The organism is Acinetobacter pseudolwoffii, assembly GCF_002803605.1.
GTDB lineage: Bacteria > Pseudomonadota > Gammaproteobacteria > Pseudomonadales > Moraxellaceae > Acinetobacter > Acinetobacter pseudolwoffii.
Genome location: NZ_PHRG01000007.1, coordinates 17,136 through 32,621 on the forward strand (window position 1 = coordinate 17,136; position 15,486 = coordinate 32,621).

The 15,486-nt window shown below is 43.1% G+C and carries 14 protein-coding genes and 1 tRNA gene; 9 read left to right on the plus strand and 6 right to left on the minus strand.

The window, feature by feature from the left end:
- Positions 1 to 19 precede the first annotated feature (19 nt).
- Positions 20 to 1,012, minus strand: a complete 993-nt coding sequence (locus tag CWI32_RS12195) for a DUF2804 domain-containing protein (RefSeq protein ID WP_100535406.1) — start codon at positions 1,010 to 1,012, stop codon at positions 20 to 22.
- 136 nt (positions 1,013 to 1,148) lie between these two features.
- Entirely contained in the window at positions 1,149 to 1,658 is a 510-nt protein-coding gene (locus CWI32_RS12200; protein WP_005098068.1) for a DUF1543 domain-containing protein, read from the minus strand.
- Between the two features lie 486 nt (positions 1,659 to 2,144).
- Here CWI32_RS12200 and CWI32_RS12205 point away from each other — a divergent pair, with 486 nt between their 5' ends.
- Positions 2,145 to 4,376 carry an NADP-dependent isocitrate dehydrogenase gene (locus CWI32_RS12205; RefSeq protein ID WP_005168597.1) on the plus strand — a complete coding sequence of 744 codons (2,232 nt, stop codon included), beginning with the start codon at positions 2,145 to 2,147 and terminating at the stop codon, positions 4,374 to 4,376.
- A gap of 652 nt (positions 4,377 to 5,028) precedes the next feature.
- Here CWI32_RS12205 and CWI32_RS12210 read toward each other — a convergent pair.
- From CWI32_RS12210 to CWI32_RS12220, 3 genes are all read right to left on the minus strand, one after another.
- Positions 5,029 to 5,842 (minus strand): IS5 family transposase gene (locus tag CWI32_RS12210; protein WP_100354842.1). Its coding sequence is split into 2 segments (ribosomal slippage): positions 5,029 to 5,454 and positions 5,456 to 5,842, totalling 813 coding nucleotides; the frame shifts between segments, so codons are not numbered across the junction.
- The gene (locus tag CWI32_RS12215) at positions 5,832 to 6,053 is read right to left on the minus strand and encodes a hypothetical protein (protein ID WP_100535407.1); all 222 of its coding nucleotides are present in this window, start codon (positions 6,051 to 6,053) and stop codon (positions 5,832 to 5,834) included. Before CWI32_RS12215 ends, CWI32_RS12210 begins: the two co-directional genes overlap by 11 nt.
- Positions 6,054 to 6,213: 160 nt before the next feature.
- Positions 6,214 to 6,300 (minus strand) — tRNA-Leu (locus CWI32_RS12220).
- Positions 6,301 to 6,467: 167 nt separating this feature from the next.
- Here CWI32_RS12220 and queA point away from each other — a divergent pair.
- The 8 genes from queA (at position 6,468) to secF (ending at position 14,753) form a co-directional block, all read left to right on the plus strand.
- Positions 6,468 to 7,502: a tRNA preQ1(34) S-adenosylmethionine ribosyltransferase-isomerase QueA gene (queA, locus tag CWI32_RS12225; RefSeq protein ID WP_100535408.1), complete on the plus strand. Its 1,035-nt coding sequence runs from the start codon at positions 6,468 to 6,470 to the stop codon at positions 7,500 to 7,502.
- A 15-nt stretch (positions 7,503 to 7,517) separates the two neighbouring features.
- Positions 7,518 to 8,546 carry a hypothetical protein gene (locus tag CWI32_RS12230; RefSeq protein ID WP_005098073.1) on the plus strand — a complete coding sequence of 343 codons (1,029 nt, stop codon included), beginning with the start codon at positions 7,518 to 7,520 and terminating at the stop codon, positions 8,544 to 8,546.
- 57 nt (positions 8,547 to 8,603) lie between these two features.
- Positions 8,604 to 9,173, plus strand: a complete 570-nt coding sequence (locus CWI32_RS12235) for a LemA family protein (protein WP_005098074.1) — start codon at positions 8,604 to 8,606, stop codon at positions 9,171 to 9,173.
- 111 nt (positions 9,174 to 9,284) lie between these two features.
- Entirely contained in the window at positions 9,285 to 10,139 is an 855-nt protein-coding gene (locus CWI32_RS12240) for a DUF4303 domain-containing protein (protein WP_100535409.1), read from the plus strand.
- A 119-nt stretch (positions 10,140 to 10,258) separates the two neighbouring features.
- Positions 10,259 to 11,389, plus strand: a complete 1,131-nt coding sequence (tgt, locus tag CWI32_RS12245; RefSeq protein ID WP_005098076.1) for a tRNA guanosine(34) transglycosylase Tgt — start codon at positions 10,259 to 10,261, stop codon at positions 11,387 to 11,389.
- A gap of 101 nt (positions 11,390 to 11,490) precedes the next feature.
- Positions 11,491 to 11,820 carry a preprotein translocase subunit YajC gene (yajC, locus tag CWI32_RS12250; protein ID WP_005098077.1) on the plus strand — a complete coding sequence of 110 codons (330 nt, stop codon included), beginning with the start codon at positions 11,491 to 11,493 and terminating at the stop codon, positions 11,818 to 11,820.
- A gap of 51 nt (positions 11,821 to 11,871) precedes the next feature.
- Positions 11,872 to 13,770 (plus strand): protein translocase subunit SecD, encoded by a 1,899-nt coding sequence (secD, locus tag CWI32_RS12255; RefSeq protein ID WP_005168609.1) that lies wholly within the window; start codon positions 11,872 to 11,874, stop codon positions 13,768 to 13,770.
- 8 nt (positions 13,771 to 13,778) lie between these two features.
- The gene (secF, locus tag CWI32_RS12260; RefSeq protein ID WP_171255744.1) at positions 13,779 to 14,753 is read left to right on the plus strand and encodes a protein translocase subunit SecF; all 975 of its coding nucleotides are present in this window, start codon (positions 13,779 to 13,781) and stop codon (positions 14,751 to 14,753) included.
- 47 nt (positions 14,754 to 14,800) lie between these two features.
- Here secF and CWI32_RS12265 read toward each other — a convergent pair whose 3' ends face one another.
- Positions 14,801 to 15,454, minus strand: coding sequence for a hypothetical protein (locus CWI32_RS12265; protein ID WP_100535410.1), 654 nt, complete (start codon positions 15,452 to 15,454; stop codon positions 14,801 to 14,803).
- Positions 15,455 to 15,486: the final 32 nt, after the last annotated feature.

Consider the following 15,486-nt stretch of genomic DNA (forward strand, 5'->3'; position numbering starts at 1 on the left):
CTTTTTGATTTAAGATGATTTACCATTTGGCATAATGCTGCTCAAGCAAGGCATATTCATTCAGTAAAATAATTTCCTGATCATCCTGCTGAATGGTGCCACAGACTTTGGCCTGCCACTGGCTAAACTGGCTGCCGACCAGACGCAAATTCAGATTTTCATAACGTCGCCAGCCTGTGCTTACAGTCAGATTTAGCTTTTCATCTAGCGATTGAATCGTCCATTGAGTTTCGGATTCCTGCTGAAAGAGCACATCAGCCAATGGATAAATTTTTCCGTTGATCCATAAACAGTTTTCATTACCAAAGCTTTCGTTAACACCGGATGCTAAATTAATTCCAATCCGCTGATTGGTCGCATCCCAAAAGTTACACGACAACCAAAACCAGGCAGTTTCTGGACGTAAAAAGCCACAGGTGTCATCCAGCAAGGCAAAAGTTCGTTCGTTAAATTGAATCTTTTGTTTTTGTTTATTTAAAAAATAGCCTTCGCAACCTAAGGTCGTGAGCTTTTGCGTATAAGTCCAACCATTAATACCAGTTGGGCTACACATACTTAAAGGATCGGTTCCTGCACAAAAGATTCGTGCACTGAGCTGAATTTCGCCGTATTTACTGACATTGATATAGCGCACACCGTTGGCATGCTGAATATCGACCTGAAAAGGCGATTTATGAAAATAACTGTGATTGAATAATGGTTGTTCATCCAGCACAGTATGGCGAGACAGGAGATTAATCGCATTCCATTCCAGAACGTCATTGGTCATATGGTTGTAGACATAGACAAAACTGTGCCCTGCCCATGCAATATCGGCAATCGCCAGCCCAATGGTATAATGTTCGTGCTGAATACTACAAAATTTGAATTTCTTATATTTTAGATGCTTACGCCAGCCTGACAGCACCTGACCATAAGGGTTCTTGTATTGATATGCCTGATAGTCAATACTTTTTGGAAGTTCCTTGAAACGTCCATAGTGCGGTTGTCCATTTGCCTGAATTAAATCCATTTAAGATGTTCCATCTCAGTCAAAAGCTGTTTTTCCTTTCCGGTATTATGCAGATTATTGAACTTTGATAAAGATTTTTTTTAAGTCACTCGTCGAATCCTGACCCTCAGCCACGCTATAGCCCTATGCTTCAGTTTTAAATCGTGAGATAGGTATTTTCCCAGCGATTCGCACTAAAATGTCCCTCCACCAGCTGTACATATCGGCCATACACCTGATCAATCGCAATGCAATCATCGACATCCAGCACCCGGTCAGTATGCTGTTTTTGCCAGTGCTTGGCGAAATAAGCTTTACCGCGCTGTTTTGCCACCATGGCATTCTGTGCCACCACCAGCACATAACGGTGCAGCTCACCAAATTCACGTGCATCATAACCCCCTAAATTAATCAGCCAAAGCTTTTCGGCAGCCTGATTCGGGGCAGCATCGCTAAATTGAACGTGATAATTTTTGCCCTCGAACTCCAGTCCATTAATTTGCGCCCAAGCATCAATATGCAGCCCTTTTTGCTCGGCAAACCAGGCATTTTTCAGTTGAGGATAGGTTTCTTCCAGAGTTTCGCCTACTGCCAGTACCACATCATGAACTTCTGTATTGGCACGGGCATGACGGCCACCAAGCATCACAATAAATAAACTGGGCATCCGATTTCCTTATTTCGCTGCAATTTTAAGAATGATTTGATCAATGCTTAGAAGTATATCGCAAAGTAATTCCATGATATTGAGGTGATGATTCGTCAAGGCAAATTTCCTCAATTGACCCGAAGAAACTGCCCCGAAATAGCATCTGATCACTCAACATTCATTTGTATTTCAGGATCATCACGATCCCGCCCAATGCTCAAAAACTCATCTTCAGTGAATACAATCTGGTAGCATAAAATTTCTTTCCAGCACCACAATGATTTCTAAGCGCCGAAAATTATTTTTTTGTACAAAATACAAACACAGCTAAACCATACAAATCTGTACAAATTTTCGCCCAAATTTCAATCTAAAAGCATATTTCGTTGACTGAAATGCGCTGAAAGACGATACTCTCAATGTTTTTATTTAAGCAAATCGGTTCAATGAGGCTGGACCAAAAGTTCGGTCCTCAGAAACTCAATCCAACGCAAGGGGCTATATATGGCTGGTGGAAAGTCAACTATCATTTACACACTGACCGACGAGGCGCCATTACTGGCGACTTATTCTCTGCTGCCGATCATTGAGACCTTTACTAAGCCAGCTGGCGTTGAGATCGTCAAAAGTGACATCTCTGTAGCTGTGCGCGTGCTCTCTGAATTTACAGATTACCTAAGCGAAGAGCAAAAGGTGCCTGACACTCTAGCTGAGCTAGGTCGTCTTACACAAGATCCAGACACGAACATTATCAAACTCCCAAATATCAGTGCTTCTGTTGGCCAGCTAACAGCGTGTATCAAGGAACTCCAGTCTAAAGGCTATGCCCTTCCTGACTATCCTGAAAACCCGGCCACTGAAGAAGAAAAAGCAATCAAGGCACGTTATAGCAAATGTCTTGGTTCAGCAGTAAACCCGGTACTACGTGAAGGTAACTCAGACCGTCGTGCACCTGCTGCCGTTAAAAACTATGTGAAAAAACACCCGCACTCTATGAGCGAGTGGAAACAGTGGTCTCAAACTCACGTTTCACACATGGACGAAGGCGACTTCTACCATGGCGAAAAGTCGATGACTTTAGACCGTGCACGTAATGTGAAAATGGAATTGATCACCAAGTCTGGTGAAACCATCGTTCTTAAGCCAAAAGTTGCACTTCAAGATGGCGAAATCATCGATTCAATGTTCATGAGCAAAAAAGCGCTTTGCGATTTCTATGAAAAAGAATTAGATGATTGTAAAGAAGCCGGCATCTTGTTCTCACTTCACGTCAAAGCAACCATGATGAAAGTTTCACACCCGATCGTATTCGGTCACTGTGTGAGAATTTACTACAAAGACGCATTTGAAAAACACGGCAAGTTATTTGATGAGCTGGGCGTGAACGTAAACAACGGTATGGCTGGTCTTTATGAAAAGATCGAAACTCTACCAACCTCTGTACGTGAAGAAATCATTGCAGATCTACATGCTTGCCAAGAACATCGTCCAGCGCTTGCGATGGTTGATTCTGCCAAAGGCATAACGAACTTCCATTCACCAAACGACGTGATTGTAGATGCTTCTATGCCTGCAATGATCCGTGGTGGCGGTAAAATGTGGGGCGCTGATGGCAAACCTTATGACTGTAAAGCAGTTATGCCTGAATCAACATTCGCACGTATTTACCAGGAAATGATCAACTTCTGTAAGTGGAATGGCAATTTTGATCCACGTACAATGGGTACCGTACCGAACGTTGGTTTGATGGCACAAAAAGCGGAAGAATACGGTTCACACGACAAAACTTTCGAGATCTCTGAAGCGGGTATTGCCAACATCGTTGATCTTGAAACTGGCGAAGTGTTGATGTCACAAAACGTGGAAGAAGGCGATATCTGGCGTATGTGTCAGGTGAAAGACGCACCGATACGCGACTGGGTGAAACTTGCAGTAACGCGTGCACGTAACTCTGGCATGCCGGCAATCTTCTGGCTTGACCCGTACCGTCCACACGAAAATGAACTGATCAAGAAAGTTGAAAAATACCTGAAAGATCACGACACTGCCGGTCTTGATATCCAGATCATGTCACAAGTACGTGCAATGCGTTATACGCTTGAACGTGTTGCGCGCGGTCTAGATACCATTTCTGTAACAGGTAACATCTTACGTGACTACCTGACTGACTTGTTCCCGATCATGGAATTGGGTACATCTGCAAAAATGTTGTCAATCGTGCCATTAATGGCGGGTGGCGGCATGTATGAAACAGGTGCAGGCGGTTCTGCGCCTAAACACGTACAGCAGTTAGTTGAAGAAAACCACTTACGCTGGGATTCACTCGGTGAATTCATGGCGCTTGCAGTTTCTCTAGAAGAAATGGGTATTAAAGAAGGCAATGACAACATCAAGTTACTTGCTAAAACTTTAGACCGTGCAACTGGCAAATTGCTAGATAACGACAAGTCACCTTCTCGTCGTACTGGCGAACTCGACAACCGTGGTAGCCATTTCTACCTGGCGAAGTTCTGGGCTGAAGAACTTGCTGCTCAAGACGAAAATGCTGAATTGAAAGCGAAATTTGCACCACTTGCAAAAACTTTAGCTGAAAATGAAGAGAAAATTGTTACTGAGCTTGCTGAAGTTCAAGGCAAATCAGTAGACATCGGTGGTTACTACGCTGTTGATCAAGAGAAAGTAAATGCAGTGATGCGTCCAAGTGCTACTTTGAATGCAGCACTTGCTACGATCTAAGCTTTTGCAAAACTGACTTGATCAGTAATGTAAAATAAAAAAACCGGCGTCTAGGCGCCGGTTTTTATGTCTGATTCATATAGCACAATCACAATTCCGAGGATTATTTATTAATTTTCTCCATTTCCAAGAAATTTTTTGCTGCCTCGGGTTTTAAGTAATGCCACAGCACAAATAACGAAATCACAAAAAAGATAATAAAAATAAAAAATAATTCAGTTCATTAGGTATATTAAAATTTTGCTCACTATATCTAAATTTTAAATAAGTAAGAATCAAATACGGACTTAAACCCAATACATTTATTAAGATATATAAAACAGTTCCCAACGATTCATAAAATTTTATTTTCTTTAGCGTGTATTTTTTCTTTAATCTATAATTTTTGCTTTCTGAGTCTTTCTCTAAATAATCTTTGCCAATTTTATATAACCTAACAGCCTTATCCTTTTCTCTACAAGACAAAATATATTTGAGTAAATCTATATCTTTGTTTTTAATATTTAAGTAATTCGCTAATTTAGAAACCTTTAAATGATATTTCAGCTCATCAGAGAATTCTAATAGAGAATCCCCAATTAAAAGATTTTCCTGTTCACTAATGTGTTCATTATGCTTCTTTCGTCTATGTTCACTAAATCTCTTGCGAAAGTTAATTCAAGAGCATCCAATTCACCATTCCAACAATTAAATTCATTCTTAGACCAAATCGTTTCCGTCTATTTCTATAGCGTTCTGTCAATATCCGAAAATGTTTAAGTTTGCCGTTGATATGTTCAATTGTGATCCTACGCCGACTGATTTCTTGGTTGATCTGTTTTGCTATTTTGGGTAATGATAAATTCTTAGGTTTCTTGATTGGAATGAGTAACTTACTCTTAATCTGATGAAATCCTTTATAGGCTAAATCTGCCATAATACAAGGATAAATGATCATCTCCTTAAAATACTTACGCGCAATCGTCAGATCATGTTTTCTGCCACTTTCGACCTGTATACTTACAATTTGCTTTAGTCTTGGGTTAAAAATGACCTGTGTTTTTAGCGTATGTTTCTTCTTTTTACCGCTATAGAATTTTCTTTGTTTTTTTGGGACGCTCAATCTGTGACTCAGTGACATCAACGATCACATAATCACCTTCACTAAACTTTTGATTCCTTTTGGGTAATGCAAAAATCCGTGATTGAATCAGAGCATTTTCAACTTTATGAATAGTACGATTCACATTACTTTCAGCGAGATTATAGTCAGCGGATAATTCAATTTGAGTCCTATAACAGCGTAAGTAGTTTAGAGTTAACAATAATTGATCCTCTAAACACAAAGAATGCGGCCTTCCAGATTTTTTCTTGGCAAGTTCAGCGTGTTGTAACACCGATACCATTTTTAAGAATAATGGACGAGGAACTCCAACGAGTCGCTTAAATTCCCCATCATTAAATCTAGTTAAATTTTCATATTTCATGGTGCCAGTATAAACAATTTTTTACTTTCGCAGGAGATCTACTATATTCCCTTAAACCTGAAATCACCCCTGATTTAGCAATAAAGTAAATACTAGCAACCACAACAATAAAAGAAATGATTATGCATATAAACTCGAATCCATAAGCACTTTCCAATATTTTCAATGCAAATTGATTTAGATTTAATTCAGTATTTAAATTGGCTGCCATACTTCCTCTTTATTATTTATCAATACTTTATTAAATCAAAGTATAGTTTTAAAAATTTTCTTATATTGAGTTCAAAAAATTAAAATATATTAGATCAATTTATTTTCATTAGACAATAAAAAACCCCAAGACTGAATGTGCTTGGAGTTTTCTAGAATTTTGGTCCCGAGGGTCGGACTCGAACCGACACGTCATCTCTGACAGCGGATTTTGAGTCCGCCGCGTCTACCAATTTCACCACCTCGGGAGTGGATGAAAGGTATAATACGCGATTTCTCGGCACTGTCAACGCAGAATATTTACATTTGTTTATTTTTAAAACAAATGGCATTTTTTCGTTTTAAAATCGAGCAATTCCCGCCATAAAAAAGAAAAAAGTTTATACTAGCCGCAGTTTTTTTAGCGTAAATCATCATGCAACTTTCTGATTTTAATTTTGATCTCCCCGATGAGCTGATTGCTCGCTATCCTCTGGAAACACGCAGTGCCTCTCGCCTGCTGCACCTCGACGCACACGGTCAATATCACGACCATCAATTTACCGACATTCTGGACTTGCTTGAAGACGGCGACTTACTGGTATTGAACGACACCAAAGTCATGAAAGCACGTCTAAAAGGCAAACGTGCCTCAGGCGGTGCCATAGAAGTACTGGTTGAACGCATGATGGATCAGTTCATTGCACATTGTCATATCAAGGCCAGCAACTCACCGAAAGCCGGTGCAGAACTGTTTATTGGCCCAGATGCAGTAAAAGTGACCGTGCAAGGTCGTCATGAAAACCTGTTTATTGTGGAATTTTCACAGCCGATTTTAGACGTCTTAGACAAATATGGCGCCCTCCCTATTCCGCCCTATTTCAACCGTGAAGCAGAAGAAATTGATACCGAACGTTATCAAACTGTGTTTAATGATCCAACCAAGCTGGCCAGTGTCGCAGCACCTACGGCTTCTCTGCATTTCGATGAAGACTTATTGAAAAAGTTAGCAGCCAAAGGGATTCAGACCACCTTTGTCACACTACATGTTGGCGCAGGTACATTCTTACCAGTCCGTACTACCGATATTGAAAATCACATCATGCACAGCGAATGGTGCCAGGTGTCCGATGAGTCGATGGAACTCATCAAAACAACTAAAGCGCGTGGCAATAAAGTCATTGCCGTTGGTACAACGGCTACCCGTGCCACAGAAAGTGCGGCGCAGGCCAATGGCAGTGAGCTGAAAGGCTGGACCGGTGATACCCAGATTTTCATTTATCCGGGTTATCAGTTCAAAGTGGTCGATCGTCTGATTACCAATTTCCATTTACCGGAATCTACCCTGTTAATGCTGGTTTCTGCCCTATCTAATCGTGACAACATTCTGAATGCCTACAAGCATGCAGTAGACAGCCAATATCGCTTCTTCAGTTATGGCGATGCCATGCTGATTGATCAGGCACAATAGCGAGAATAGCTGCCCATGCCGATCGAGTCTGTACAACAGTCCATTCATATTCGCCGCAAGAAAAATGCAGTGGTGTTTCAGAATATCGCCCGGCTGTGGGATTTGGGCCGTCAAGCCAAGAGTCATCAAGACCTGCTGGACGGATTGCATCCCTGGAATGGCCCGATAACGCTAAAATTTGAAAATAATCTGCCATTGGCGCTGGCTGGTATTGGTTTGTTGCTCATCGTCAGCATTTTTATTGCACCGGAAAATATCTGGATTCAAAGTGGCGTTTTTCTGGGCGGTCTGCTGCTGTTCTGGGCCTATCTTTGCTATGAGCAACAACAACCATTAGATGAAGTTATTGGCTTTCTGGAAGATGCAGCACTGGCCAAAAAATATCAGCTTGCCTTTCAGCAACAGCCACAGCATATTTCAATTCCTTTAAATCCCCTGCATTTTATTGGACATTTAAAACGTTTATTCCCCTTATTCAATCAAGGTTCTTTGAGTAATGAGATTACACGTTATGCCAGTACGATATGGGAAGATGAAAACGGCCAGCAACATCAGGTGCTGCTGTTTCAATATCACTATATTGATGAAGTACAGGTTCGCAACAAGCAAGGGCAGCCGGTTAAATTAATGCAGGTTCACAAAGACCTGTGGGGCGTATTTGTATTTGATATCCAGATTCAGGGGCTGGCGGTCACGACTTCTCGACGTAAATTTTATTATCCTTATAGCCATCCTTGGCATAGTAGCGATATTCGTACCAATCAACGCTTAAGCTTTTATGGCAGTGATCCGATGCAAACCGCCAAATTACTCAGTCCGGGTTTTGTACTGCGTCTGGCCGATTTTTTTGCACAGCGTCAGGGGGATTTACTGTTTCATCCAGAAAATCGGATGCTCTGCTATCTGGGGCCTCATGATTTATTTCAGGTGTCGAGCAAGCATCGTCATATCAATGATATTTCGACATTGCGCGGCCATCTCAGAACGTTTAAATTAAGACAACTCGAACAGTTACAACATGATCTTGTGCAGTTTTTAAAATAACTGCTTTTTTTTAAATCAATATTTTCAGAATATAAATATGAATTGGGGAGATCTCGCATGGGATTTTTGGTTTTATGTTTGATCATTATTGCGCTGATTGTGCTGATCATTATGATCCGCAACAGTATTGTCCGTCATCACAACGCGACGATTCGCGCCTGGTCGGATGTTGCCAGTTATGAACGGCAGAAACTGAAAATTCTGGATGGACTGCAGCCGCTGGTCGAGCAATATTCTTCTTTTGAAAAAGGCACACTGGAAAAAGTCACCGAACTGCGTCAGAACATCATGAATTTAAATATCAACGATGCCGACATTTCTCAGTTACAGCGCATTGAAAGCCTGAACAAACAACTCATGCATAGCCTCAATGTAGTGGTTGAAAACTATCCCGAGCTAAAAGCCAATGACATTTATCTGAAAATGATGGCTGAAATTGAAGAACAGAATGAAAATGTCGGTGCGGCAATTACCATTTATAATCGCAATGTGGAACTGTTTAATAACCAGATCCAGATTTTCCCACACAATGTGATTAATAATATGCTGTTAGGAAAAAAAGCAGTTCGCCCTTTTCGCGATCAGAGCGCAACCCAGAGTTTTGACTATCGTCCAAATTTTCACTGAGCAACTATCTCATCTGATCGACTTTCTCATCCTGGCGTACTCAACTTATAATAAAATGACCCAGGATGAAGCTACACCTTTATAAAACCAATAAAATAAAGAATAAAAATTATGCTGAATTATGTAGAGCGCTTAGAGCAGACGCTGGTGGAAGAATTTTATCAGCTTTATGACCATTATCAGGACGATGGAATCTATGCCTGTAGTCTGGTCTTTGACGAATTTTTACTGCTGGATGATCTGGCCATTTCGACTGAATGCAGTATTTTTAAAGATCCGGAAGATCAGCGGCAATATCTGGCTGAACAAGATCGCTGGAATGTCCCAAAATGGCGTTATCGGGCACAAGCTGCGCCCGACTCCGGACTGATCCCCTTCAAAACTTTGCTGGCTGATTATTTTAAAACCCAGCATAGTTTTGGTCATCCGCTATTGGCACAGCAAAAACAGCTCCACACAACACATCTGGATTTATTACTGCAAACGTTCAAACAGGCCAAATACCGCCTCTCCGAAGCCTATGGGCTGGATCTGGGCAATATACTTTTTTTCCTGAGCCTGCCGAACCAGGCCGAATTTGAGCGCCGATCTGCACTGGAACTCAACCCAGAAAGCGCCTTATTGCAAAACTTTCTAGCCTCCCGACATGCCCAGCCTTTTTCTGAAATCAGCAAGCGATTAAAACTCTCGCAAAATGACAAGGACATTCTGATTGATCTGGAACAAATGCTGGTGATGGAGCCTTATGATTATCTGCAAGTGGCGCAAGATGCCCATTTGCTGACCTTGGAATCCTACTTTATCGACAGCAATATCTATATCCAGAAACTGATCCAGCATATCGCTGCCATGGCCTCTGAGCCGGATGGCAGCTGTGCTCTTAGCCGGGAAGATATCCAGCAGCGCTTGCAACAGTTTTCTGCAAATTCGACTATTTCACCTGATCTTGCATTTATTCAACGATAAATAAAATTACAGAGCGAATGCTCTACAATGCTGGCGTTTAGCGTAAGAATCAAGGAAAATAGCGCCCTTTAGCTATGAACTAGCAGCGAACTGTTTTTTCGCCTGGATGTGGAACTCCTATGAAGTTTGAAAAATTAGGTCAGTCGGGTCGCGCCCGTCGTGGTCGTTTAACGCTTGAACATGGTGTGGTTGAAACCCCGATGTTTATGCCTGTCGGCACTTACGGTACGGTGAAAGGCCTGTTGCCGCGTGATATTAAAGAGATCAAGTCTCAAGTCATTTTGGGCAATACCTTCCATTTGTATTTACGTCCAGGACTCGATGTGATTCGTGAACATGGTGGCCTGCACGAATTTATGAAGTGGAATAATCCCATTTTGACCGATTCCGGTGGCTTCCAGGTGTTCAGTCTGGGCGCAATGCGTAAAATTAAAGAAGAAGGGGTCACCTTCCGCTCACCCATCGATGGTTCAAAAGTATTTTTATCGCCTGAAATTTCAATGGACATTCAGCACACGCTGAACTCTGACATTGTGATGATTTTTGATGAATGTACGCCGTACCCTGCGACGCATGAAGAAGCGCAAAAATCCTTGCAACTGTCTTTGCGCTGGGCGAAGCGCTGTAAAACCCAACATCACGAGGTTCTGAAAAACCGTAATGCACTGTTTGGGATTATTCAGGGTGGCATGTATGAAGACTTACGTGAAGAATCGTTAAAAGGCCTGCTTGATATTGACTTTGATGGTTACGCGATTGGCGGTCTGTCCGTTGGCGAGCCTAAAGAAGAAATGATCAAGGTACTGGATTATCTTCCAGAACAAATGCCGGCAGATAAACCGCGCTATTTGATGGGTGTCGGCAAGCCGGAAGATATTGTGGAAGCGGTGCGCCGTGGTGTCGATATGTTTGACTGCGTGATGCCAACCCGAAATGCACGTAATGGTCATTATTTTGTCACAGATGGTCTGGTACGGATCCGTAATGCGAAATATCGTCACGATCAAAGCCCGCTTGATCCACATTGCGATTGCTATACCTGTACCAACTTCACTCGTGCTTATTTATTCCACCTCGAAAAATGTGGGGAAATGCTCGGTTCGATGCTCGGTACCATTCATAACTTGCGTTATTACCTGCGCTTGACTGAATCCATGCGTGATGCCTTGGACAACGGTACATTTGATGCGTTTGTGCAGGACTTTTATGCCCGTCGTGGCCTGGAAGTACCCCCTTGCCCGCAAGATTAATCCATCAGCATTTGCGCTGAGGAAAAAGACAATGTAAATTGCAAGAATATGTCAATTTATTATCAAGTTGATCACCAGTTTTTTTATTTTAGGAAAATGTAATGAGCCTTTTTATTTCGACTGCTCACGCTGCAGGTGAAGCTGCACAACAACCCAGCATGATGGCGAACCTTTTGATGATTGCGGTTTTTATTGCAATCTTCTATTTTTTGATCTGGCGCCCTCAATCTAAACGTGCCAAAGAACATCGTGCTTTGGTTGAAAGCCTTGGTGTTGGCAGTGAAGTCGTTTTTGCAGGCGGATTAATGGGCAAAATCACCAAGATTGAAGGTGACTTCGCAGTGGTTGAATTGAACCGTGGCGTAGAAGTTAAAGTTCAGCGTGCGAGTGTGATTTCAGTCCTTCCTGAAGGCACTTTAAATAACCTTTAATCAAAAATAGTCGTGCCCTTGCACGACTTTTTCATTTTAAGAAGAAAATAAATGCGTTACCCAGCATGGAAATATGTACTGATTCTAGTTGTACTAGTCATCAGTACCTTATATGCCCTGCCAAGTTTGTATCCAGATGAACCTGCTGTACAGATTTCGGGTGCCAAAGCCGGTACTCAAATTGATGCAAGCATCGTACAAAAAGCAGAGCAAATTTTAACAACTGAAAATATTGCCACCCATGACAATAGCTTTAGCAACAATGCTGCCTTATTACGTGTAGATTCAAGTGAATTGCAACTTAAAGCCAAAGAAGCTTTACGTCGCGGATTAGGTGATGATTACGTGGTTGCATTGAACCTTGCCCCGACCACGCCGGAATGGCTGCAAAAAATTGGTGCCAAGCCAATGAAGCTGGGTCTGGATTTACGTGGCGGTGTTCACTTCTTACTCGAAGTGGACATGGACAAAGCGATTGCGCAGCGCATGGAAACCTCTGCGACAGACCTACGTCGTCAGTTGCGTGATAACAACCTGAAATTTAATAGCCTGAACTTAAGCAGCAACACCATTGTGGTGCAGTTTGCCAGCAATGATGATCGTGCTGCAGCGATGGACTTCTTGCGCCGTAATGGCAATGAGTTTACCCAGCAGGCTGTTGCGACTGATACCGGCTCGACTTTACGTTTGACTTATACTGATGTACGTAAGCAAGAAATCGAGTCTTATGCAGTCAACCAGAACTTGACCACGTTACGTAACCGTATTAACGAATTGGGTGTGGCAGAAGCACTGGTGCAAACCCAGGGCAGCAACCGTATTGTGGTTGAATTGCCGGGTGTACAGGATACTGCAGAAGCAAAACGTGTCTTGGGTCGTACTGCGAACCTCGAGTTTCGTCTGGTTTCTGATCTGAATGATCAATATATTGATCCATATACCGGTCAGGCGACTGGCACATTGCCACCAGGTACAGAAGTATTCGCTTATGAATCCCTGGACAGTGGTCGTCAGCTGCTTTTGAACCGCAACCGGATCTTGACTGGTGAACGTGTTCAGAATGCATCTTCTGGCTTTAGTCAGGACACCGGCGGTGCTGAAGTCAACATTACGCTAGACAGCGCAGGCGGCAAACTGATGTCGGATGCGACCCGTAATGCGGTTGGCAAACGTATGGCTGTACTGTTCATCGAGAACAAACAGCGCATTAGCTATGTGGAAGACCCTGCGACCGGTACTCAAACTGAAGTTCGTACCCCATATACTGAATCTGTCGTGATTAATGCTGCAACTATTCAGGCGGTACTCGGCTCTCAGTTCCGTATTACTGGTCTGGATTCTCCGCAGGAAGCTGCTGAACTTGCCTTGATGCTACGTGCAGGTGCTTTGGCTGCGCCAATGTACTTTGTCGAAGAACGTGTGATTGGTCCAAGTCTGGGTCAGGAAAACATCGACAAAGGGGTACTTTCAACGCAAATCGGCTTCATTCTGGTGGCGATCTGGATGGTGGTATTCTTCCGTCTGTTTGGTGTGATTGCCAACTTTGCTCTGGTCTTTAACCTGGCCATGCTTCTTACCGTCATGTCATGGATTGGGGCTTCTCTGACCCTTCCTGGGATTGCCGGTATCGTGATTACCATCGGTATGGCGGTCGATGCCAACGTACTGATCTGTGAACGAATACGGGAAGAGATGAAATGGGGTGCCTCGCCGAAACAGGCGATTGTGGCGGGTTATGATCGAGCCTATAACACCATTTTCGACTCGAACCTCACCACCTTCCTGGTTGCATTCATTCTGTTCGCGATTGGTACAGGTCCGATCAAAGGCTTTGCCGTGACCCTGATGATTGGTATCGTCTGCTCGATGTTTACTGCCATTACAGTGACCCGTGCCGTGGTACAGATCATTTATGGCAAAAAACGTAACTTGAAAAAGTTGAGCATTTAAGGAGATCGATGATGACTGAAAATACTCAACTGAATCAGAAACAGTATGGTCGCCCTGAAGACGAACGCGTCATTCCGTTTATGAAGATTGCTTTGCCTGCGGCATTGTTGTCTATCTTCTTAACGGTTGCGAGTCTGTTCTTTATTGCCACTAAAGGTCTGAACCTGGGTCTGGACTTTACCGGTGGTGTGGCAGCCGAGCTGAACTATACCAATCCGGTCAAACCGGAGGATGTTTCCAAGGCACTGAGCCAGGCTGGCTTCAACGATGCCGTGGTGCAGACTTTAGGTTCAGAACGCGACCTGATGGTACGTATGCCCGTTCAGGAAGACATTGAAGCTGAAGACCTGACTAAAGCGGTCACAGCAGCGGTTCAGCTGCCAAATAATGCGGCAGAGGTACCGAAGCTTGATGTAGTCGGCGGACAGGTGGGTAATGAGCTGTATGTCCGCTCTGGTGGCGCGGTGGCACTGGCACTCTTGCTGATGCTGGTCTATGTCACCATCCGCTTTGAGCTCAAACTGGCGATCGGTGCAGTACTGTCGCTATTCCATGACATCGTGGTGACCCTCGGGATTTTTGCCATGACGCAGTGGCCATTTGACCTGACGGTACTTGCGGCACTCCTTGCGATCATTGGTTTCTCACTGAACGATAATATCGTGGTCTCTGACCGTATCCGTGAGAACTTCCGTAAGATTCGGGGTGCAGAACCGCTTGAAGTGATTAACATTGCCCTGACCGAAACCTTACGCCGTACCATTCATACCTCTATGACGCTATTGCTGGTTGTTGTTGCAATGATGCTCATGGGTGGTGATGGCCTGAAATGGTTCTCGATTGCGATGTTTGTCGGCGTTTTTGTCGGTACCTACTCTTCAATCTATATCGGGACTGGATTTGCACTTTGGCGTGGTTTAAACCGTCAGGACTTTATCGTACAAGTCAAGCCAGAATTTGAAGACGAAAACCAGATTCCCTAATCTGAGATCTCATTTTCATCGTTCAGCCCGTCCTAGGATGGGCTGAATTATTTCTGCTGTTTGAATGTTGAAGTAGCCGGCAGAATCGCAATCACTGGATGGATTTTTTCAATATCTGTTTTTTGGAAAATGACTTTCCGATTTTCATCCAGACTTCGAAATTCATAAACATCCTGAGCTTCGGCCAACTCTTCTAAAATGAGCTGCAAGCCGTTGACCAGATACACACAGCACATCCCAAAAACTGGCAACTCTTTATCACAAACCAGCCACCAGTCCGGTTTCAGAATGGGAAAATAATAGTGCTCTGCCACCTGAATCGCATAATGCTGTGCTTGCAGATGAAAAATATCTTGATTGAACGAAACCATAGAATCTATGGGATTGAGTTTAAAGGCCTGCTGCTGTACCACCTGCATCTGAAATAAAGCGACCTGTTCTATAGCTGTAGCAAGTTCAATCTTCGGTTCGACCGTCTGATCCAGAATTAAATGAGCTAAGCCAAGTTGCTGTTCCAGTTCCCTTGCCACCTTCTCTCCGATCTGGCGTTTGCTATTCAGTAACTGCGCGATATAAGCAGCAGACAAGCCAAAATGCTCGCAGATCTCTTTGCCGGTTTTAAATTGCTGGGTGTCAATCAGCTGATCAATCACTTTTGTCAGATGATGTCGTCTTCGTTCAAATATTTCTGGCGCACTCATATCGGTCTGTTGATCTGTTTTTATCCATTTTG

Bases quoted from the DNA above. Each gene is read 5' to 3' on its own strand.
- CWI32_RS12235 (WP_005098074.1), top strand. From the start codon at position 8,604: ATGGGATTTTTGGTTTTATGTTTGATCATTATTGCGCTGATTGTGCTG.
- tgt (WP_005098076.1), top strand. From the start codon at position 10,259: ATGAAGTTTGAAAAATTAGGTCAGTCGGGTCGCGCCCGTCGTGGTCGT.
- CWI32_RS12195 (WP_100535406.1), bottom strand. From the start codon at position 1,012: ATGGATTTAATTCAGGCAAATGGACAACCGCACTATGGACGTTTCAAG.
- queA (WP_100535408.1), top strand. From the start codon at position 6,468: ATGCAACTTTCTGATTTTAATTTTGATCTCCCCGATGAGCTGATTGCT.
- CWI32_RS12240 (WP_100535409.1), top strand. From the start codon at position 9,285: ATGCTGAATTATGTAGAGCGCTTAGAGCAGACGCTGGTGGAAGAATTT.
- CWI32_RS12265 (WP_100535410.1), bottom strand. From the start codon at position 15,454: ATGAGTGCGCCAGAAATATTTGAACGAAGACGACATCATCTGACAAAA.
- CWI32_RS12230 (WP_005098073.1), top strand. From the start codon at position 7,518: ATGCCGATCGAGTCTGTACAACAGTCCATTCATATTCGCCGCAAGAAA.
- CWI32_RS12215 (WP_100535407.1), bottom strand. From the start codon at position 6,053: ATGGCAGCCAATTTAAATACTGAATTAAATCTAAATCAATTTGCATTG.
- secD (WP_005168609.1), top strand. From the start codon at position 11,872: ATGCGTTACCCAGCATGGAAATATGTACTGATTCTAGTTGTACTAGTC.
- secF (WP_171255744.1), top strand. From the start codon at position 13,779: ATGATGACTGAAAATACTCAACTGAATCAGAAACAGTATGGTCGCCCT.
- CWI32_RS12205 (WP_005168597.1), top strand. From the start codon at position 2,145: ATGGCTGGTGGAAAGTCAACTATCATTTACACACTGACCGACGAGGCG.
- yajC (WP_005098077.1), top strand. From the start codon at position 11,491: ATGAGCCTTTTTATTTCGACTGCTCACGCTGCAGGTGAAGCTGCACAA.
- CWI32_RS12200 (WP_005098068.1), bottom strand. From the start codon at position 1,658: ATGCCCAGTTTATTTATTGTGATGCTTGGTGGCCGTCATGCCCGTGCC.